This window comes from Streptomyces recifensis (assembly GCF_002154615.1).
Taxonomy (GTDB): Bacteria; Actinomycetota; Actinomycetes; order Streptomycetales; family Streptomycetaceae; genus Streptomyces; species Streptomyces griseoluteus.
In genome coordinates this window covers 1-18,313 of the sequence record NZ_MUNH01000475.1, presented here as the reverse complement: position 1 = coordinate 18,313, position 18,313 = coordinate 1, and the positions used below count along the sequence as shown (strand labels likewise).

The 18,313-nt window shown below is 70.0% G+C and carries 15 protein-coding genes; 2 read left to right on the top strand and 13 right to left on the bottom strand.

Features of this window, described 5'->3' with window-relative positions:
* The 3 genes from CCN33_RS23285 to CCN33_RS23275 form a co-directional block, all read right to left on the bottom strand.
* A partial coding sequence (locus tag CCN33_RS23285; protein ID WP_086695463.1) for a pirin family protein occupies nucleotides 1-622 on the bottom strand: 622 nt, incomplete at its 3' end.
* Nucleotides 623-778: 156 nt separating this feature from the next.
* A complete protein-coding gene (locus CCN33_RS23280) occupies nucleotides 779-2,329 on the bottom strand; it encodes a CehA/McbA family metallohydrolase (RefSeq protein ID WP_086695466.1) in 1,551 nt (516 codons plus the stop codon).
* A gap of 350 nt (nucleotides 2,330-2,679) precedes the next feature.
* Nucleotides 2,680-4,059 carry a dihydrolipoyl dehydrogenase family protein gene (locus CCN33_RS23275; RefSeq protein WP_086695462.1) on the bottom strand — a complete coding sequence of 460 codons (1,380 nt, stop codon included), beginning with the start codon at nucleotides 4,057-4,059 and terminating at the stop codon, nucleotides 2,680-2,682.
* Nucleotides 4,060-4,181: 122 nt separating this feature from the next.
* Between CCN33_RS23275 and CCN33_RS23270 the strand changes: the two genes are divergently transcribed.
* Nucleotides 4,182-4,760, top strand: coding sequence for a TetR/AcrR family transcriptional regulator (locus CCN33_RS23270; protein WP_208621860.1), 579 nt, complete (start codon nucleotides 4,182-4,184; stop codon nucleotides 4,758-4,760).
* An 86-nt stretch (nucleotides 4,761-4,846) separates the two neighbouring features.
* Here CCN33_RS23270 and CCN33_RS23265 read toward each other — a convergent pair whose 3' ends face one another.
* A complete protein-coding gene (locus CCN33_RS23265) occupies nucleotides 4,847-5,500 on the bottom strand; it encodes a hemerythrin domain-containing protein (RefSeq protein ID WP_086695460.1) in 654 nt (217 codons plus the stop codon).
* A 275-nt stretch (nucleotides 5,501-5,775) separates the two neighbouring features.
* Complete coding sequence (locus tag CCN33_RS23260) at nucleotides 5,776-5,958, bottom strand: hypothetical protein (RefSeq protein WP_086695459.1); 183 nt, start codon at nucleotides 5,956-5,958, stop codon at nucleotides 5,776-5,778.
* A gap of 192 nt (nucleotides 5,959-6,150) precedes the next feature.
* Here CCN33_RS23260 and CCN33_RS23255 point away from each other — a divergent pair, with 192 nt between their 5' ends.
* A complete protein-coding gene (locus tag CCN33_RS23255; RefSeq protein ID WP_086695458.1) occupies nucleotides 6,151-8,967 on the top strand; it encodes a SpoIIE family protein phosphatase in 2,817 nt (938 codons plus the stop codon).
* An 89-nt stretch (nucleotides 8,968-9,056) separates the two neighbouring features.
* Here the strand turns inward: CCN33_RS23255 and CCN33_RS23250 are convergent, their stop codons facing one another.
* From CCN33_RS23250 to dnaK, 8 genes are read right to left on the bottom strand one after another with little or no spacing between them, the layout of a single operon-like run.
* Nucleotides 9,057-10,871: an FAD-dependent oxidoreductase gene (locus CCN33_RS23250; protein ID WP_086695457.1), complete on the bottom strand. Its 1,815-nt coding sequence runs from the start codon at nucleotides 10,869-10,871 to the stop codon at nucleotides 9,057-9,059.
* Nucleotides 10,871-11,134 carry a UBP-type zinc finger domain-containing protein gene (locus tag CCN33_RS23245; RefSeq protein ID WP_086695456.1) on the bottom strand — a complete coding sequence of 88 codons (264 nt, stop codon included), beginning with the start codon at nucleotides 11,132-11,134 and terminating at the stop codon, nucleotides 10,871-10,873. The genes CCN33_RS23250 and CCN33_RS23245 overlap by 1 nt, the downstream gene beginning before the upstream one ends.
* Nucleotides 11,135-11,139: 5 nt before the next feature.
* Nucleotides 11,140-11,586 carry a thioredoxin gene (gene trxA, locus CCN33_RS23240; RefSeq protein WP_086695455.1) on the bottom strand — a complete coding sequence of 149 codons (447 nt, stop codon included), beginning with the start codon at nucleotides 11,584-11,586 and terminating at the stop codon, nucleotides 11,140-11,142.
* The gene (gene clpB / locus CCN33_RS23235) at nucleotides 11,583-14,222 is read right to left on the bottom strand and encodes an ATP-dependent chaperone ClpB (RefSeq protein WP_086695454.1); all 2,640 of its coding nucleotides are present in this window, start codon (nucleotides 14,220-14,222) and stop codon (nucleotides 11,583-11,585) included. Before clpB ends, trxA begins: the two co-directional genes overlap by 4 nt.
* The gene (locus tag CCN33_RS23230; RefSeq protein ID WP_208621858.1) at nucleotides 14,213-14,581 is read right to left on the bottom strand and encodes a chaperone modulator CbpM; all 369 of its coding nucleotides are present in this window, start codon (nucleotides 14,579-14,581) and stop codon (nucleotides 14,213-14,215) included. Before CCN33_RS23230 ends, clpB begins: the two co-directional genes overlap by 10 nt.
* Nucleotides 14,578-15,513, bottom strand: coding sequence for a DnaJ C-terminal domain-containing protein (locus CCN33_RS23225; RefSeq protein ID WP_086695453.1), 936 nt, complete (start codon nucleotides 15,511-15,513; stop codon nucleotides 14,578-14,580). Before CCN33_RS23225 ends, CCN33_RS23230 begins: the two co-directional genes overlap by 4 nt.
* Nucleotides 15,514-15,519: 6 nt before the next feature.
* Complete coding sequence (locus CCN33_RS23220; RefSeq protein ID WP_086695452.1) at nucleotides 15,520-16,110, bottom strand: nucleotide exchange factor GrpE; 591 nt, start codon at nucleotides 16,108-16,110, stop codon at nucleotides 15,520-15,522.
* 10 nt (nucleotides 16,111-16,120) lie between these two features.
* Nucleotides 16,121-18,022, bottom strand: a complete 1,902-nt coding sequence (dnaK, locus tag CCN33_RS23215; protein WP_086695464.1) for a molecular chaperone DnaK — start codon at nucleotides 18,020-18,022, stop codon at nucleotides 16,121-16,123.
* Between the last annotated feature and the right edge of the window lie 291 nt (nucleotides 18,023-18,313).

Genomic DNA, 18,313 nt, shown 5'->3' with positions numbered 1-18,313 from the left:
CCGCGCCGCCTCGGGCGAAGTAGAGGTGCGCGAAGGGCGCGTCGGCGATCGACAGGGTCTGTCCAGGCTGCATCCGGGCGACGTGCAGGGCGGCGTCCCGCTGGCGGATGCCGATGGCTCGCTCCTGCGCGTGGCGCGGCATGCCGGAGGCCAGGACGGCCCAGTCGCCGCGCGCCAGTTCGTCACTGATGTCGGCCTGCTCATAGCCAGGCTTCAGGCCGGCTTCATCCGGAAGGGCCCACATCTGAATGAAGTGCACAGGCTTGTTGTGGGCCGGCTCACCCGTCAGGTTCCAGGAGTCGTTCTTCTCACTGTGCAGGATGCCGGTACCGGCGCTCATGCGCTGCGCCAGACCCGGGTAGATCACGCCGTTGTGACCCTCCGAGTCCTGGTGGACGAGGCCGCCCTCCAGCACCCAGGTGATGATCTCCATGTCGCGGTGGGGGTGGGTGTCGAATCCCGTACCGGGCGCGACGACATCGTCGTTGGAGACCAGCAGCAGACCGAAGTGCGTGTTCTTCGGGTCCCAGTGACGGGAGAACGAGAAGCAGTGCCGCGAGTCGAGCCATCCGGCCCGCGTGTGAAAGCGCTCGGCTGCGCGGTGAACGTCGAGTGAGGCCATGACCGGCCCTCCAGGAAGTCGGCAGTGGACCAGGCGGTCCCATTTAGTTGAATGTTATACCACTCACCTTGTTGTGGAGCTGTCTCTGCCGCGTCATGTGCGGTGAGCGAGGGTGGTGGAGCGGGCGCCCTCCGCCCCACCATCCCGCCTCAGGGCTCAGCGCCCGGACGCCTTCAAGAAGAGCGGGTTGGTCAGCGCGGCCATGGGGCCGAACAGCAGCGCGTCTCCCATGGTGTTGCCCTGTCCCGGTGTTCCGTCCGGCATGGGGTGCCGCACCTCGGCGCGGACATAGGAGGCAAGGGAGGCGGTCGTCCGCCACACCACCGAGCCCGCACCGTCCGCGGTCAGCGACTCCTGGTGCATCTGGCCCTCATCCGTAATGAACCGGACCGTGCCGTTCGGCACACCCTTCACGTCCAGCCGGATGTCCACGGGGGCGACGGCGGGCACTTCCAGCTCCTCCCCGATCCCTGCCTGGCGGGCGTGCCCGCTCGCGGTGAAGGTCAGCTGGACGGCCGAGGACTCCGCGATCCAACTCCGTCCCGCCCGGAGGCCGTCCATGACGGCCTCGGTGCTCAGGTCGTCCGCGAGCACGACGTTGTGCGGCAGTCCGACGGCCTGCGGTTCGCTGTGGGCGTCGCTGTTGCCCATGGCGGGGATCCACGTGCCGCCGGAACGGAGCGCCTCGCCGATCTTCTGGTCCCACGTACTGACAGCGTGCTCGTCGTCATACGTCCACGGTCCGGTCCATACCTCGGTGGCGTCCGCATCGTCGAAGCCGAACTTCCACTGGCTGGCTACGTAAGCGCAGTACATATGGGCGGGCACCACGATGCCGCCGCCCCGCCGCACCTGCCGCGCGAACCGCGGGAAGGCGTCATCGCGAGCGCGGTAACGCCAGTCGACCCAGTCGCCGGGTGGCAGGCCCAGGGCCAGCCAGTGGCCGTTGCGGGTGGTGACCTCCTCACCGGTGATGATCAGGAGGTCACTGCCCGCGTACTCGCCCCACGCACCGTGCGAGGCGGAGGTGTTGTGGTCGGTGGAGACCATGAAGTCCAGTCCGGCCGCGCGCGCCCCCGCCGCCACCTCGGCGGGCTGCCGCTTCCCGTCGGAGTGGACGGTGTGCAGATGGCAGTCGCCCCTGTACCAGGACCGGCCACGTCCCCTGGCGCGGCGCGGTGGGTAGTGACGCTGGGCGGCCGGGCCGTCCACGCCGTAGGTCAGCTCGACCTCGACGCGGTAGTTCAGGCCCTGCGGGGCAACCTGGTAAGGACCGAGCACCACGTGCCAGGTGCCGTGCTTCACCGGTCCGGGCAGGTATCCGGGAGTGGCCGCCTCGTTGGCGATCTCGAAGGAGGTTAGGGAACCACCGGACCAGCCGCCGAAGCCGCTTCCGCCGAGGCCGATCCCCCGCTCGTCGAAGATCCTGATGTCGCAGGCGTTTCCAGGCGTCCCCTTCGGCACGGCCGGCTTGTCGTACGCGTACGACACGGCGATCTTCCTGACTCCGTGTGGAACCTCCACAGGCAGGTAAACGAAGTCGGCGACCCCCGTCTCCAAATGGCCGCTGATGAGCCGGGTTTCCGCGCCGGCGCTCGGTACGCCGCCGGTCGGCCCGCCGTCGGCGCCACGGGCGAACGACACAGGGGCGAGCGTCAGGGCGGCGGCCCCGGCAGCTCCGCCCCGAAGAAGGCGACGGCGGTCGATGGCAGCGCGGGGCTCAACCGGGGTTACCGCCTCCAGAGGCGGCACGTCCGCCCGATGTTCACAGCGGCCGCCAAGGCACATGGTGGTCCTCAGCAGAGGGGGGGGGCGGCAGGGGGATCGCGCCGAACTCTTGACCAGCGGTGTGAACAACAGATGAGCCTCGTGTGGCCGTCGGCGCAATTACGCCAGCAGGCAACCTACGGCCCGCCCTGGCCGGCCACGCCGGGTGTGGATCAGGGCTCTGACGACGCGAAAGCGACCCATAGACGGGGTTTTCGTGCCGGTCCTGTTGCCTGAGCTGCGACAGGGCGTAACTTCCTGAAGCACCCGGCCGGCAGGCCGAACAGGGCTCACTCCTGCACCGCACCGAACAAGAGATTGAGTCCCTCGGTCATGGTCGGGTGGGCGATGATCATGTCGCGGAGAGCGGTGTAGGGCATGTCGGCCAGCATGGCCGTCTGCACGGTGGTCAAGGCTTCCCCAGCCTCGTGTCCGAGCAGAGAGACCCCCAGAATGCGGCCCGTGGGCCCGTCGATGACCGCCTTCCACAGACCGTCCGTCTCTCGCATGGTGCGAGCGCGAGGGATTGCGGTGACGGGAAGCTCGGCGATGCGGACGTCGTACCCAGCGGCTCGCGCCTGCTCCTCCGTGAGACCCACACGCGCGAGTTCCGGTGTCAGGAAGATCGTGTAGGGGATGAGCCGATCCTTGGTGCTGCGGGAGCCACCCGCGAGGTTCTCCCTGAGGATCCGGTAGTCGTCGAGCGAGACGTGGGTGAACTGAGGGCTCCCGGCCACGTCCCCGGCAGCCCAGATCCCCGGGGCGGAAGTGGCCAGTCGTTCGTCCGTCACGACGTAGCCCTTGCCGTCCACCTCGACACCCGCCGCGGCGAGATCGAGGTCGGGTGTGGCGGGGGCGCGGCCCGTGGCCACCAGAACGTCATCTGTTTCGAGCGAGGTACCGTCACTCAGGGTGATCTGCACCTCTGCGTCATTTCGACGGACTTCGGTGACCGAAATACCGGTCAGGACGTGGATGCCGTCGCGCTTCAGGAAGTCGGCCACAGCCTGGGCAATGTCCTCGTCCTCGCGGGGAAGCAGGCGGGGGCCCGACTCCACCAGCGTCACGTTCGTACCGAAAGTGGCGAACATCTGGGCGAATTCGAGCCCGACGGTTCCGCCGCCGATGATGACCAGGCGCTGCGGCAGACGTTCCAGCTCGAGCAGCGAGTCGCTGGTCAGGTAGCCGCTGTCCGCCAGTCCGGGAATCGACGGGACGAACGGACGTGTGCCGGTGTTGATCACGGTCTGCGTGCCACTGAGGGTACGGGTACCGCCGCCGCCGAGCGCCACCTCCACGGCGCCAGGAGCGATGAAGCGCGCTTGGCCGATCACCAGGTCCATGCCAGAGGCCAGGAACTGCTTGTGGTTGATGGCGACCATGCCTTGGACCACACCGTTCTTGTGCTCCAGGAGACTCCTGGAAGTGACGTGCGAGGCATCGACCTGCACACCGAGCTCCCCGGCGTTGCGCAGGGACCTCAGCGTGCGGGCGCTGCTCACCAGGGCCTTGGTGGGGATGCACGCCACGTTGATACAGGATCCGCCGATCATTTCCCGCTCGACCATGGCAACCGATTTGCCGCTTCGGGCGGCGTCCATGGCGAGCGTCTTGCCCGCCTTTCCGCCGCCCACGACAAGAAGATCGAAGCGTTCGGTGTTGTCGGTCATTGCTGCTCCGTAAGGCCGCTGGTCACCTACCGGGCATGTCACTCGGGAGGTTTCTGGACAAAGCATGGCAAGCTGCCGTCCAAAGTATCAGATAGAACGGTCAGTCTATTAGAATGGGCGGTATGTCCTCCATGAACACCCGACGACTACCGGCGGAGCGGTTGCTCCGAGCCGCTTCCGAGCTCTTCTCCAGGGAGGGCATACGGGCAGTGGGCGTTGACCGGATCCTCGCCGAGGCGGGGACGGCGCGGGCGAGTCTCTACCAGACCTACGGATCGAAAGACGCCTTGATCGTCGCCTATATGGAGCAATGCCATGAAGAGGACCGCGCCGCTCTTCAGCGTGCGGTCCAGGACGAGCCCGACCCGGTCGCCAGGATTCTGGCGGTTTTCGATCTTGACGCCCGCACCGCCCCCGACAAAGGTTTCCGCGGGTGCTCCTACGGCAACGCGGTGACGGAGTTTCCCCAGGTCGACCACCCCGTCCATGCCGTGATCGAGCGCCACCGCAAGTGGCTCCTCGCGGTATGGGTCCGGGATCTGGTCGCCCTGGGGGCGCGCCGGCCGGCGCAGACAGCCGAGCAGTTGCTGTTGCTGCATGACGGGGGGCTTCGGAGATCCCAGTTCAGCCGATCGGTGAAGCCGATCGTTCAGGCGAGGGAGATGGCGGCCACCGCCATCGCCGGCCAGCTGCAGGACTGATCACGGAACGGCGTGCGGACGCGGCACCGGTGAACCGCGATGGACGCCCCCCCCTGCCGCGACCGTGGCCCCCAACGCCGGAATGGTCACGCACCGTTGCGCAGAACGCGCAAGTCCTCGCTCGCCTGCGCGCGCATGGCAGGCAGCAACGGGTGCAGCGCCTCAGGGAGACCGGAGAGCACCAGCGTGACCTCCTCCGGGGTGCCGGCTTCATCGAGGAAACCGACCATCAGGTGTCCGGCGACAGGCGGTGTCGTGGCGACGACCCGCTGAGCGAAGTCCGCCCACGCCGCGGCGGTGACATGAGCGCGCAAGGCCGGAAAGAGGACGGGCTCCTCGTGGCTCAGGTGAGCGTGGACCACGTCGCGCACGGCACTGGCCGCGTCGTGTAGGAGACGCCGGACGGCCTCCACATCGAGATCACCGGCGGTGGTGGGGACGCTCGCCAAGAGGTCCAGCGCCTCGTCCAGCTGCTGGTGTTCACCACTCAGCTCTTCGAGGGCCTGAGCCGCTTCCGGCGCGACGGCGGTGATCTGCGGCCACAGATCGTCGTCCTCGCTCTCGTGGTGGTGGTGCAGGTTGGCCACGAGGAAGTCCCGAAGCTGCTCGAGTGCAGGAAGCGGGACCGCCTCGCGGAGGGCTGCCTCCGCGAGAAGGGAGGAGGCCAGCCGGTGCACATTGTGCGTCAACCGCGTTTCGATGACCGCAGTCGAGTCGGTAGTAGAATCTTCAACGAACATAAGAGTCAATTTATTGACCATGCAAGCGTCATGTCAATCAACCGACTTGTCACAATCTAGGCACACATAAGTGTGACTAACCGGACAAGATTCGCGCCTTGACAATGACTGCCGAATCGGCGAATGCAGCGGGGGCTGCCCCGCCAGTCGGCTCTGCAGGGCCGAGCCGTCAGCCGTGCGCTGGGCGAGTTCCACACGCCTGTGCTGCACTGCCGCGTTCGCTGGACCCCCGGCACGCCTCGTCTTGTGGGACCGCATTGCCAGCAACGATGGCCTCACAAGAGGCTGATGAGTCTTCGCACCACCACCTTGCTGATCAGCGCCGTGCTTCTTGCCGTCATGAGCACGGCGTGGCCCGCGACGGCTGCCCGGTCCACCGCGACCACGCAGCCGGCCAACGGCAACAGCGCGGGCGGCTCCTCCGCCCAGCACAACCGGTCGTCGAAGCAGAACGACACCTCCCGCAGCCTGCCCGGTCACGTCGAGCGGCTCTGCGAGATCCCGAAGCGGGGTGAGTACGGCTGCCGCGGGACGCCTTGCCGCCGGTCAGCTCGCTCCTTCCCGCACCGACGCCGTCGGCTGCTGCGAGCGGCAGCCGCGCGCGGATGCGATCGGCGTCGGCTTGCCCACAGTGGTGTTATCAAGGGTGTATGGAGGCATTCTCCGGACGCCCTCCGAGCCCGGAACGTCATCCGCCCGTCGGACGCCCGCGCAAAGGTCGCGCTTCCCGGCTGGACCTGCGCAGTGCGGCCGGTCAGGTGTTCCTCCTCCAGGTCGTCATCGTGGTCCTGCTGGTGGTGGCCGCGGTGGTGGGCATGGCGCTCCAGGCGGCGAATGACGCTCTGCAGCAGGGGCGACGGGAGTCGGTCATCGCGGCCCAGTCGTTCGCGAGTGCCCCTGGCGTGGCCGCGGCACTGCGGAGCCGGGACCCCTCAGCGGTGCTCCAGCCGTGGGCCGAGGCGGCGCGCAAGCGCACAGGCATGGATTTCGTCGTCGTCCTGAGCACGAAGGGGGTTCGTTACACGTACCCCTATCCGCAGGAGATCGGGAAGAAGTTCGTCGGCTCCATAGCACCGGCACTGAAGGGCCGTACCGTCATCGAGCAGGCCGGTGGGCCGCCTGTGCCCGCGGGCCGGGGGACGGCCGTGCAGGCGGTGGTCCCGGTGACCGACTCGCGCGGCAAGGTGGTCGGCCTGGTGTCCGCCGGCATCACGGTCAGGAACGCGGCGGGGCTGTGGCTGCCGCAACTGCCGATCATCCTGGCCGGCGGCACGGTCGCGCTGGCGCTGGCCATGACGGGAATGACGCTGGTGTCCCGGCGGCTGCGACGGCAGACCTACGGCCTGGCTCCGGTGGAACTGGCTCAGTTGTACGAGCACCACGACGCGGTCCTGCACGCGGTGCGGGAAGGGGTGCTGATCACCGACGCCGACGGACGGCTGCTGTTGGCGAACGACGAGGCGACGCGGCTGCTCGGGCTGCCGGCTGACGTGCGGGGGCGCTCGATCGGGGAGTTGGGACTGTCGGAGCCGGTCCTGAGCCTGCTGTCGTCGCGGGAGGAGGTCACCGACGAGGTGCGCCGCGCGGGGGACCGACTGCTGGCGGTGAACAAACGGCCGACGTACCCGCAGGGTGACCGGGGTGGCAGCGTGGTGACGCTCCGGGACACCACGGAGCTGGCGGAGATCTCGGGTCGGGCCGAGGTCGCTCGGGAGCGGCTGAGGCTGCTGTACGAGGCCGGGGTGCGGATCGGGACGACGCTGGATGTGAGACGTACGGCCCAGGAGCTGGCCGACGTGGCGGCGCCGCAGTTCGCCGACCTCGTGACGGTGGACCTGCTCGACGCGGTGCTGCGGGGGTGGGAGCCGACGGCGGAGGGCTGGCGGCATCTGCGCCGGGCGGCGATCGGCGGCGAACAGCGGACGATGCCGCTGTATCCGCTGGACGAGATGATCGCGTTCTCGCCCCGCACCCCGCAGATGCGGACGCTGCAGGAGGGGCGGGGGATGCTGGAGGCGGACCTGCGCCGGTCGGACGGCTGGCAGGAACAGGACCCGGAGCGCGCCCGGAAGGCCCTGGAGGGCGGGCTGCGGTCGCTGGTGGCCGTGCCACTGCGGGCGCGGAACGTACCGCTGGGCGTGGCCAGCTTCTACCGGACGGCGGACTCCCCACCGTTCGGACCGGAGGATCTCGCCTTCGCGGAGGAACTGGCCGTCCGGGCGGCGGTAGCCATCGACAACGCCCGTCGGTTCACCCGGGAGCACGCGATGGCGGTGGCGCTGCAGCGCAGTCTGCTGCCGCGCGGACAGCCGGAGCAGGACGCGCTGGAGGTGGCCTGGCGGTATCTGCCCTCGGCGGCGGGGGTGGGCGGGGACTGGTTCGACGTCATCCCGCTTCCGGGCGCGCGTGTGGCCCTGGTGATGGGTGACGTCGTCGGTCACGGGCTGCACGCGGCCGCGACGATGGGGCGGCTGCGCACCGCGGTGCTCAACTTCTCCACCCTGGACCTGCCCGTGGACGAGGTGCTCGGGAACCTGAACGACCTGGTCGTGCGCATGGACAACGAGAAGAACAGCGGGGATGCCGTCGAGGGCCAGGAAGGGGAGGCGGTGACCGGAGCGACCTGCCTGTACGCGGTGTACGACCCGGTGGCGGGGACCTGCACGACGGCCCGTGCGGGACACCCGGAACCGGTGGTGGTGCGCCCGGACGGGACGGTCGCCTGCCTTGGTGTGCCGGTCTCGGCCCCCCTCGGTCTGGGCGGCTACCCCTTCGAGAGCGTCGAGGTGTCCCTGCCGGAGGGTTCACAACTGGTGCTGTACACCGACGGCCTGGTGGAGAACCGCGCCCACGACTTCGACGTCGGGATGGAGAGGCTGCGCCGGGCTCTGGCCGGGTCCGGGGAACGCACTCCGGAGGAGACGTGTCAGGCGGTGATCGACGCGCTGAAGCCGTCACGCCCCTCCGACGACATCGCGCTGCTGACGGCACGTACCAGGATGTTCCCGCCCTCGCGCGTGGCCGAGTGGGAGGTGCCGCCCGATCCGGCGTTGGTGCCCTCGGTGCGGGCGCGCTGCAGGGAGACGTTGCTGGAGTGGGGGCTGGAGGATTTCGGATTCGCCACGGAGCTGATCGTCAGCGAGTTGGTCACGAACGCGATCCGGTACGGCTCGCCACCGGTCGGCGTGCGGCTGTTGCACGGACGCTGTCTGATCTGCGAGGTCTCGGACGGCAGCGGTACCTCGCCGCGCCTTCGGCGGGCGGCGGCCACGGACGAAGGCGGGCGGGGGCTCTTTCTGGTGTCGCAGTTCGCGCAGCGCTGGGGAACGCGGTACACGACCCGCGGCAAGGTCATCTGGACGGAGCAGCTTCTTCACGACGGCGGATCCGCCGCCTCGGGCCCCGCACCGGTCGACTTCCTTCTCGACCAGTTCGACCTCGGCCAGTTCGATGATCCCGGTCTGTGAGCCGACGTCGACCTCGAGCGTCAGGGACGGCGGCGTGTCCGGCGTGACGAACCTCCGTCAGCAGGCCGGACTCCGCCGGTCCGATGCGGTCACGCGAGCCACGGGGACTCCTTGTGACGCGTCTGCGGGTTGGCGTCCGTTTCGCCCACGGCCGCCTCCGAGCCCGTCGTGCCGGGCGCGGCCGAGTGCCCCAGGTGCCGGTGCACGAAGTGGATGGACATCGCGCCCTCGCCGGCCGCCGAAGCCACCCGCTTCACCGAGCCGCTGCGCACGTCCCCCACCGCGAAGACCCCGGGCAGGCTGGTCTCCAGGGTCATGCACGAGCGCCCGAGGCCGTGCCACACCTCGGGCTGGGCGCAGGCTTCCCGCGCCTCGGGCCCGGTGAGGACGAAGCCGCGGGAGTCCAGGGCGACGCTGTCGGCCAGCCACTGGGTGTGGGGTTCGGCGCCGGTGAAGACGAACAGAGCCCGTGCCGCGAGCCGACGGTGTTCGCCCGTCCGGTTGTCGACCACGTCGAGCTCCTCCAGCACCTCCTCGCCGATGACCTCGGTGACCTCCGTGTGCAGCATGACCTCGACCCGGGGGTGCCGCTCGACCTGGTCGACCAGGTAGCGGGACATGTTGGCGTCCAGGCTGGGCCCCCGGATCAACAGGTACACCTTCGGCGCGTACGCCGCGAGGAACAGCACCGCCTGGCCGGCCGAGTTGCCCCCGCCGACGACGGCCACCGGGTCGGCACCGCACTGCTGGGCCTCGTAGACGGTGGCCGAGTAGTGGACGCTCGTTCCCTCCAGGCGTTCGATGCCGGGCACCTTGAGCCGGCGGTAACGGGCACCCGTGGCCAGGACGACGGCACGGGCGGTGACCTCGCTGCCGTCGGCGAACGTCACCACGAAATGATCCTCGTCCTTGCGGTGGAGACCGGTCGCCTCGACCGGGATGCTGATCCTGGCGCCGAACTTGTCGGCCTGGAGCACGGCGCGTTCGGTGAGTTCGGCGCCGGAGATGCCGGCGGGGAAGCCGAGCAGGTTCTCGATGCGCGACGACGTTCCGGCCTGGCCCCCGGTGGCCATCGCCTCCACGACGGTCGTGCTCAGGCCCTCGGAGGCGGCGTACACCGCGGCGGCGAGGCCGCCGGGTCCGGAGCCGACGATCACGACGTCGCCGTGACGGTCTCCGTCAGGCAGGGTCGGCAGGCCGATGAGCCGGGCCAGTTCCGCGTTGCTGGGGTTGCGCAGCAGGGTGGTGTCCCGCCAGATGACGATGGGTGTCTCCTCCGGGCCGACTCCGAAGCGCCGCAGCAGCTCCTCGGCCTCCTCGTCGGTCTCCAGGTCGATCCAGCGGTGCGGCAGACGGTTGCGGATGGCGAACTCGCGCAGCCGTCTGGTGTCGGGTGAGTAGCGCGAGCCGATGATGCGGAAGCCGGCGCCCTGCCCGACGAGCAGCGCACGACGGCCCAGACAGGCGCGCAGCACGACGTCCGCGAGGGCGGAGTCCTGGGACACCAGGTGGCGCAACTCGTCGAGGGAGACGACCAGGACCTCGCCCGGCTCCCTGACGACAGCGGTGTAGAAGGCCACCTGGTCGTGCAGCAGCCCGAGTTCGCCGATGAAGCGACCGGGGCCGTGCACACGCAGCAGGTGTTCCTCGGGCGTGCCGTAGTCCTCGATGACGGCGACGCTGCCCTCGAGGACGACGATGAACGTCTCGCAGCGCTCGCCCTCCCGGATCAGCACGTCGTTCGCCGAGGTTCTCCGGCGCTCTCCGTGTTCCGCGAGACGTGCTATCTGCTCCTGCGTGAGGCGCGGGTACGCGCCGTAGATGTCCGGGCTCTCCCAGAAGGCGGCCTCGTCCGTTTCCCGCGGCGCCGGCTCTCCGCCCGGCTGCGGCTGGTCGGCGGACATCAGGCGAACGCCTCGTGGACGAAGCACCAGCGCCAGTCCTCGCCGGGCTCGAACGACTGCACGATGGGGTGGGCGTCGGCAGCGGCGTGCTTGCGCGCGTGCCTGTTCGGCGAGGAGTCACAGCACCCGACGTGCCCGCAGGTCAGGCAGAGCCTCAGGTGGACCCACGGGGAGCCGGTCAGCAGACATTCCTGACATCCTTGCGGGGTCAGTGGCTGGACCGGCCGGACAAGCGCGAGGTGGGGGTCTGCGTGCACGGTCATACGGATCACCCTTCCCGGGTCGTGATCGTCTGTTCCACCCACTGGCGCAGCGCGGGGGCGGGGGCCGCTCCCGCCTGCCGGGCGACGGTCTCCCCCTTGTCGAGGATGAGCAGTGTCGGCACAGCCTGCACCTCGAAGCGCCTCGCCAGTCGCGGGTTCTTGTCGACGTCGACCTTGACGAGCTTGATCCGTCCCGCGAGTTCGGTGGCCACCTGCTCCAGCGCGGGGCTGACCATCCGGCACGGGCCGCACCAGGTGGCCCACAGGTCGACCACGACAGGGAGGTCGGCCCGTTCGGCGACCTCGGTGAAGTCGTCGTCACCCGCGTCCACCACCCACGGCAGGGGCTGCTTGCAGTGGCCGCACCTGGGGCGGCCCTCCGCGGCCACGGGCACCCGGTTGGTGCGCCCGCAGTGCGGACAGCTGATGGTCGTCGCCCGCACCGTGCTCATGCCGCCCGCGCTCCCGTCACGTCCTCGGGCTGGTCGTAGGTGACCACCAGCTCTCCGTGCTGGGCGTCGACGCGGACCGTCGCGCCGTCCTGGACGTCACCGCGCAGCAGGGCGCGCCCGACCATCGTCTCGACCTCGTGGGAGATGTAGCGGCGCAGCGGCCGGGCCCCGTACACCGGGTCGTAGCCCTGGTGGGCGATCAGCTTCCGTGCGTCTTCGGTGAGTACCACGTTGATGCGGCGTTCGGCGAGCCGGCGGCGCAGCTCGTCGAACTGCAGCTCCACGATCCGCTCGATCTGCCGCTCACCGAGCGGCTTGAACAGCACGATGTCGTCGACGCGGTTGAGGAACTCCGGGCGGAAGTGCCCGCGCAGCTCGCCCATCACCAGGGCGCGGGCGTCCGGCTTGATCTCGCCCTCGGCGGTGACGCCGTCGAGGAGGTGCTCGGAGCCGATGTTGGACGTCATGATGATCACGGTGTTGCGGAAGTCGACGGTGCGGCCCTGGGAGTCGGTGATGCGGCCGTCGTCGAGGACCTGCAGCAGGGTGTTGAAGACATCGGTGTGCGCCTTCTCGATCTCGTCGAACAGCACGACCGAGTAGGGCTTGCGGCGCACGGCCTCGGTGAGCTGGCCGCCTTCCTCGTAGCCGACGTAGCCGGGCGGTGCGCCCATCAGCCGGCTGACGGTGTGCCGTTCCTGGTACTCACTCATGTCGAGGCGGACGATGTTCTCCTCGGAGTCGAACAGGGCCGCCGCGAGGGTCTTGGCCAGCTCCGTCTTCCCGACGCCGGTGGGGCCGAGGAAGATGAACGATCCGATGGGGCGGCGCGGGTCGCGGATGCCGGCCCGGGCGCGGATGATGGCGTCGGCGACGAGCTTGACGGCCTCGTCCTGGCCGATGACGCGCTCGCGCAGGATCTCGTCGAGGCGCAGCAGCTTCTCGCGCTCGCCCTCCTGGAGGCGGGCGACGGGGACGCCGGTCCAGGCGGCGACGATCTCGGCGATCTCCTCCTCGGTGACGACCTCGCGCAGCAGCCGGTTCTGCCCTTGCTTGGAGGCCAGTTGCTCCTCCTCCGCGGCGAGCCGGCGCTCCAGGTCCCGCAGGCGGCCGTAGCGGAGTTCGGCGGCGCGGTTGAGATCGTAGGCGCGTTCGGCCTCCTCCGCCTCGTGACGGACCTGCTCCAGTTCCTGGCGGAGCTCCTGCACGCGGCGGATGGCCTGCCGTTCGGCCTCCCACTGGGCGCGTTTGGCGTCGGCCTCGCTGCGCAGGTCGGCCAGTTCCTTGCGGAGTTCCTCCAGGCGGGCCTTGCTGGCGGGATCGGTCTCCTTGGACAGGGCCGCCTCCTCGATCTCCAGGCGGGTGACCCGTCGGGTGATCTCGTCGAGTTCGGCGGGCATCGAGTCGATCTCGGTACGCAGCCTGGCGCACGCCTCGTCGACGAGGTCGATGGCCTTGTCGGGCAGGAACCGGTCGGTGATGTAGCGGTGGCTGAGGGTGGCCGCGGAGACCAGCGCGGTGTCCTGGATCTTCACACCGTGGAAGACCTCGAGGCGTTCCCGCAGTCCGCGCAGGATGGAGATGGTGTCCTCCACGCTCGGCTCGTCGACGAGCACCTGCTGGAAGCGGCGTTCGAGGGCGGCGTCCTTCTCGATGTACTTGCGGTACTCGTCGAGAGTGGTGGCGCCGATCATGTGGAGTTCGCCGCGGGCGAGCATCGGCTTGAGCATGTTGCCCGCGTCCATGGCCCCTTCGGCAGCGCCCGCTCCTACGACGGTGTGGAGTTCGTCGACGAAGAGCAGGATGCGCCCCTGGGCGGCCTTCACCTCGGACAACACGGCCCTGAGGCGTTCCTCGAACTCCCCGCGGTACTTGGCGCCGGCGACCAGGGAGCCCATGTCGAGGGCGAACACGGTCTTGTCGCGCAGGCCCTCGGGGACGTCGCCGCGGACGATGCGCTGGGCCAGGCCCTCGACGATGGCGGTCTTGCCGACGCCGGGGTCGCCGATCAGGACGGGGTTGTTCTTGGTCTTGCGGCTCAGGATCTGGGTGACGCGGCGGATCTCCGCGTCACGGCCGATGACCGGGTCCAGCCGCCCGGACCGGGCCTCGAGAACCAGGTCGCGGCCGTACTTCTCCAAGGCCTCGTAGGCGACTTCGGGGTTGGCGGAGGTGACTCGCTGGTTGCCGCGGATCTGGGTGAGCGCGCTCAGGAACGACTCCCGGGTCACGCCGTGCTCCTTGAGCAGGCGTCCGGCCGCGGTCGCCGATCCCTCCTCGGCCAGGGCGAGCAGGAGGTGCTCCACCGACACGTACTCGTCCTTGAGGCGTTTGGCCTCCCGCTCGGCCGCGTCCAGCAGGCGGGACAGACGCTGGGTGACGAAGACCTGCCCGGGGGACGCGCCGGGGCCGGTGACCTTCGGGCGCCGGGCCAGTTCGCTCTGCACGGCCGTGCGCAGTTCCTCCGGGTCGGTGCCGGACTGTTGCAGCAACCGCGGGACGATTCCGTCCTCCTGATCGAGGAGAGCCAGCAGCAGGTGTTCCCCGTCGACTTCGGTGTGCCCCATGCCGACGGCCACCGACTGGGCTTCCTGGAGTGCTTCCTGGGACTTCTGGGTGAGACGGTTCATGTCCATGGCGGTATGTCACTCCTCGTACCGGCGCGGCGCAGGGCGGCTTCGAGCAGGCTGATGCGGTCCAGCAGGTCGAGCACCAGGCCGATGGATGCGTAGTTGAGGCACAGCCCGGTGCGCAGCCGCTGGACGCGGGCAAGGGCGGCCGGGGCCGTGGGTCCGAACACCAGCCGTCCGGAGGCGTCGCGCTCGGCCTCGACCAGGCCGAGAGCGACGAACCGGCGGATGAGGTCGGGATGGACACCGGCGCGGCGGGCCACGGTGTGCAGGGAGAGCCTGGGCACCGGCACGATCGCGTACTGGACGCGGGCCGGTGCGGGAGCGGCCAGCGAAGACGTCTGGCGTGCCGGTCGGTCGCTCATCGTGTCCTCCTGGGGTCGAACGAGGAGACGGCGGCGAGCTCCTCGAACAGTTTGCGCTCCTTGTCGCCGAGCTTGGGCGGCACCATGATCCGGAGCTCGGCGTACAGGTCGCCGTCGGCGCCGCGCGGTCCCGGCATGCCCTCGCCTCGCAGCCGCAGCCGCCGGCCGCTGGAGGACCCGGCGGGCACGGTCACCTTGGCCGTCGCCCCGCTCGGTGTGGACACCGGGACCGTCGCGCCCAGTGCGGCCTCCCAGGGGGTGACCGGAAGCTGCACGTACACGTCCCGGCCGTCGAGGCGGAACAGGGGGTGGGGCTGGATCCGCACCCGCAGGTACAGGTCGCCCGCCGGGCCGTCGCCGCTGCCGCGGCCGCCCTCGCCCGCCAGCCGGATGCGCTGCCCGTCGGTGACGCCGGGCGGCACCTCCACCTCGTAGCGCCGCGGCCCGGAGGGCCCGGTGAGGGTGACGGTGCGGCGGCCTCCGCGGTAGGCCTCCTCGACGGTGAGCGGCAGTTCGGCCTCCTGATCCGCTCCCGGCACCCGCATCCGTCCGGCGCCGCCGAAGAACGAGCTGAACAGGTCGTCGACGTCGACGCCCTCCGAGCCGAAGCCACTCGTGGCGTACTGGGCCCGGGGGCCGCCCCCGGTGGACCAGCGGAAGCCGCCACCGGGTCCTGCGCCGGCTCCGACGCGCTCCTCCCAGTCCTCGGGGACCTTCCGGAAGTCCTCGCCGAAGCGGTCGTAACGGGCCCGCTGGTCAGGGTCGGACAGGACGCTGAATGCCTCGTTGACCTCCTTGAACCGCTCCTCCGCCGCGGGGTCCTTGTTGACGTCGGGGTGGTACTTGCGCGCCAGTTTGCGGTACGCCTGCTGGATCTCGTCCCTGTCGGCGTTGCGCGGGACCCCGAGAACCTCGTAGAAGTCGCGTGCCACGGCCGCTCACTCCCGCTTGGCGACGGTCACGGCGGCCGGCCTCAACTGCCGCTCGGCCTCGCCGTAGCCGGGGCGCAGCACCTGTGTCACGGTGTTCGGTTCGGCCTCGGTGTCCTGGACCACGCCGACGACCTCGTGCCGGGCGGGGTCGAACGGGACGCCGGTCTCGGCGTGACGCTCGTAGCCGAGGCGTTCGAGGATGGACACGGCCTGGTCGCGCACGGCGCGGACCCCCTCGACGATCGCCCCGGAGTCAGAGGCCGCGTGGCTCAGGGCCAGTTCGAGGTTGTCGATGACGGGGAGGAAGGCCGCGGCCGTGCGGGCGCGCTCGGCCCCGCGCTCCCGGTCCAGTTCCCTGGCGTGCCGCTTGCGCAGGTTGTCCAGGTCGGCGAGGGCGCGCCGCCAGCGGTCCTCGACCTCTTTCAGCGCCGCCGCGTACTCGTCCTCGGCCCCGGCCGGACCGGTGGCCGCGTCCGGCCCCGGTCCGGTCTCCGTGCCGGGCGGCGCGGGCCCGGGCTCGGGCAGGTCGCCCTGCGGCGGCGGTGCGGCGGCCTCGGGCGGCAGGTCGGACGATCGGTCCTGGGGCGGGATCGGCATGGCGGGTACCTCAGCCCTTGTCGAACTCGGCGTCGATCACGTCTTCGTCGGCGCCGGGGCCGCCCTGCGCGGAGGCGTCCGGCCCGGTGGTGTCCGACGGACCACTCGCCGCCGCCTCGGTCCGGTGGGCGGCGAGCCCGGCGTGGATCTGCTGCAGTTCGGAGATCAGCGGCCTGACCTTGTCCACTCCGGCCTCGTTCTTGACCGCGTCGCGGGCCTCGGCCACCAGCATCTCGGCACGGGCCTTCTCGTGCGCGGGCGCGGCGTCGCCCAGTTCGGCCAGGCGCCTTTCGACCTGGTAGGCGATCGCGTCCAGTTCGTTGCGGGCGTCGACGGCCTCGCGCAGGGCCTGGTCCTGGCCCTGGTTGCGCTCGGCCTCCTCGACCATGCGGTCGACCTCGCTCCGGTCGAGGTTGGAGCTCTCGCTGATGGTGATGCCCTGTTCCTTGCCGGTGTCCTTGTCCCGCGCGCTGACGTTGAGGATGCCGTTGGCGTCGACGTCGAAAGTGACGTCGACCTGTGGTTCGCCCCGTGGCCCCGGCCGGATGTCGGTGAGCTGGAACCGGCCCAGCACCCGGTTGTCGGCGGCCCGCTCCCGCTCGCCCTGGAGGACCACCACGTCGACGGCCGGCTGGTTGTCCTCGGCGGTGGAGAAGGTCTCGCTGCGGCGCACCGGGATGGTGGTGTTCCGATCGACGATCTTCGTCATCACTCCGCCGCGCGTCTCCACGCCCAGCGACAGCGGGGTGACGTCGAGCAGCAGGACATCCTTGACCTCGCCCTTGAGGACCCCGGCCTGGATCGCGGCGCCCAGCGCCACGACCTCGTCGGGGTTGACGCTCATGTTGGGGTCCTTGCCGCCGGTCAGCCGTCGCACCAGTGCCTGGACGGCGGGGATGCGGGTGGAGCCGCCGACGAGGATGACCTCGTCGATGTCGTTCTCGCCGACCTTGGCGTCGGCCATGGCCTGCTGGACCGGCCCCAGGCAGCGCTCCACCAGGTCGGCGGTGATCTGCTCGAAGGTGGACCGCATGATCGAGTCGGTGAGATGTTTGGGCCCGGAGGCGTCGGCGGTGATGAACGGCAGGCTCACCTGGGTCTGGGTGACGGAGCTGAGCTCGGTCTTGGCCTTCTCCGCCGCCTCGAACAGACGTTGCAGCGCCTGCGGGTCCTTGCGCAGGTCGATGCCGTTCTCCTTCTGGAAGTCGTCCGCGAGGTAGTCCACCAGACGCCGGTCGAAGTCGTCGCCGCCCAGATGGCTGTCACCCGCCGTCGAACGCACCTCCACCACGCCGTCGCCGACGTCGAGGATGCTCACGTCGAACGTGCCGCCGCCCAGGTCGAAGACGAGCACCGTCTCGTGCTCCTTCTTGTCCATGCCGTAGGCGACGGCGGCGGCCGTCGGCTCGTTGATGATCCGCAGCACTTCCAGGCCCGCTATCCGGCCGGCGTCGCGGGTCGCGGTGCGCTGGGCGTCGTTGAAGTAGGCGGGCACGGTGATGACGGCCTCCGTGACCCGCTCCCCCAGCTGCTTGGAGGCGTCGTCGGCGAGTTTGCGCAGCACTTGTGCGCTGATCTCCTCAGGCGCGTACAGCTTGTCGCGCACCTTGAAGCGGGCCTCGCCGTTCTCGCCCGGAACGACGTCGTAGGCGACGGCCTTGGCCTCGTCGGCGACCTCGTCGAAGTGCCGGCCGATGAACCGCTTGGCCGAGTAGATGGTGCCCTTCGGGTTGAGGATCGCCTGGCGCCGGGCCAGCTGGCCCACCAGGCGTTCACCGGTGTCGGTGAAGGCCACCACGGACGGCGTCGTGCGGTTGCCCTCGCTGTTGGGCACGACGATCGGCTCGCCGCCCTCCCACACGGCGATCACCGAGTTGGTGGTACCCAGGTCGATGCCCACTGCCTTGGCCATGAGGAACTCCTCCCGGTGCGCCTGCGCAATCTCGAGCACTGTCCAGGGTGGCGACCCGCGTTGCTCCGCGCCTGCGCCTGGCGAGTCAGGAATGCACGGGTCCGGTCGCCCCACGAGGACGAGAAAGAATCCGCACCCGCGGGTGAGCCGGTTGGGGAGGGGTACGCGCAATACCGTTCTCTTCCCCGGAAACACGGGGAGAACGGAGCGATCCCATGGCCAGCAGTCGGGCGCACAGCCTGTACCGCCGCTACTCCGGCCGGAAGGGCGACCTTCCGGCCGGAGTAGCGG

Coding starts and splice junctions, on each gene's coding strand:
- clpB (WP_086695454.1), bottom strand. CDS start 14,222: ATGGACATGAACCGTCTCACCCAGAAGTCCCAGGAAGCACTCCAGGAA.
- CCN33_RS23250 (WP_086695457.1), bottom strand. CDS start 10,871: ATGTCCGCCGACCAGCCGCAGCCGGGCGGAGAGCCGGCGCCGCGGGAA.
- CCN33_RS23270 (WP_208621860.1), top strand. CDS start 4,182: ATGTCCTCCATGAACACCCGACGACTACCGGCGGAGCGGTTGCTCCGA.
- dnaK (WP_086695464.1), bottom strand. CDS start 18,022: ATGGCCAAGGCAGTGGGCATCGACCTGGGTACCACCAACTCGGTGATC.
- CCN33_RS23275 (WP_086695462.1), bottom strand. CDS start 4,059: ATGACCGACAACACCGAACGCTTCGATCTTCTTGTCGTGGGCGGCGGA.
- CCN33_RS23230 (WP_208621858.1), bottom strand. CDS start 14,581: ATGAGCGACCGACCGGCACGCCAGACGTCTTCGCTGGCCGCTCCCGCA.
- CCN33_RS23255 (WP_086695458.1), top strand. CDS start 6,151: ATGGAGGCATTCTCCGGACGCCCTCCGAGCCCGGAACGTCATCCGCCC.
- trxA (WP_086695455.1), bottom strand. CDS start 11,586: ATGAGCACGGTGCGGGCGACGACCATCAGCTGTCCGCACTGCGGGCGC.
- CCN33_RS23220 (WP_086695452.1), bottom strand. CDS start 16,110: ATGCCGATCCCGCCCCAGGACCGATCGTCCGACCTGCCGCCCGAGGCC.
- CCN33_RS23245 (WP_086695456.1), bottom strand. CDS start 11,134: ATGACCGTGCACGCAGACCCCCACCTCGCGCTTGTCCGGCCGGTCCAG.
- CCN33_RS23265 (WP_086695460.1), bottom strand. CDS start 5,500: ATGTTCGTTGAAGATTCTACTACCGACTCGACTGCGGTCATCGAAACG.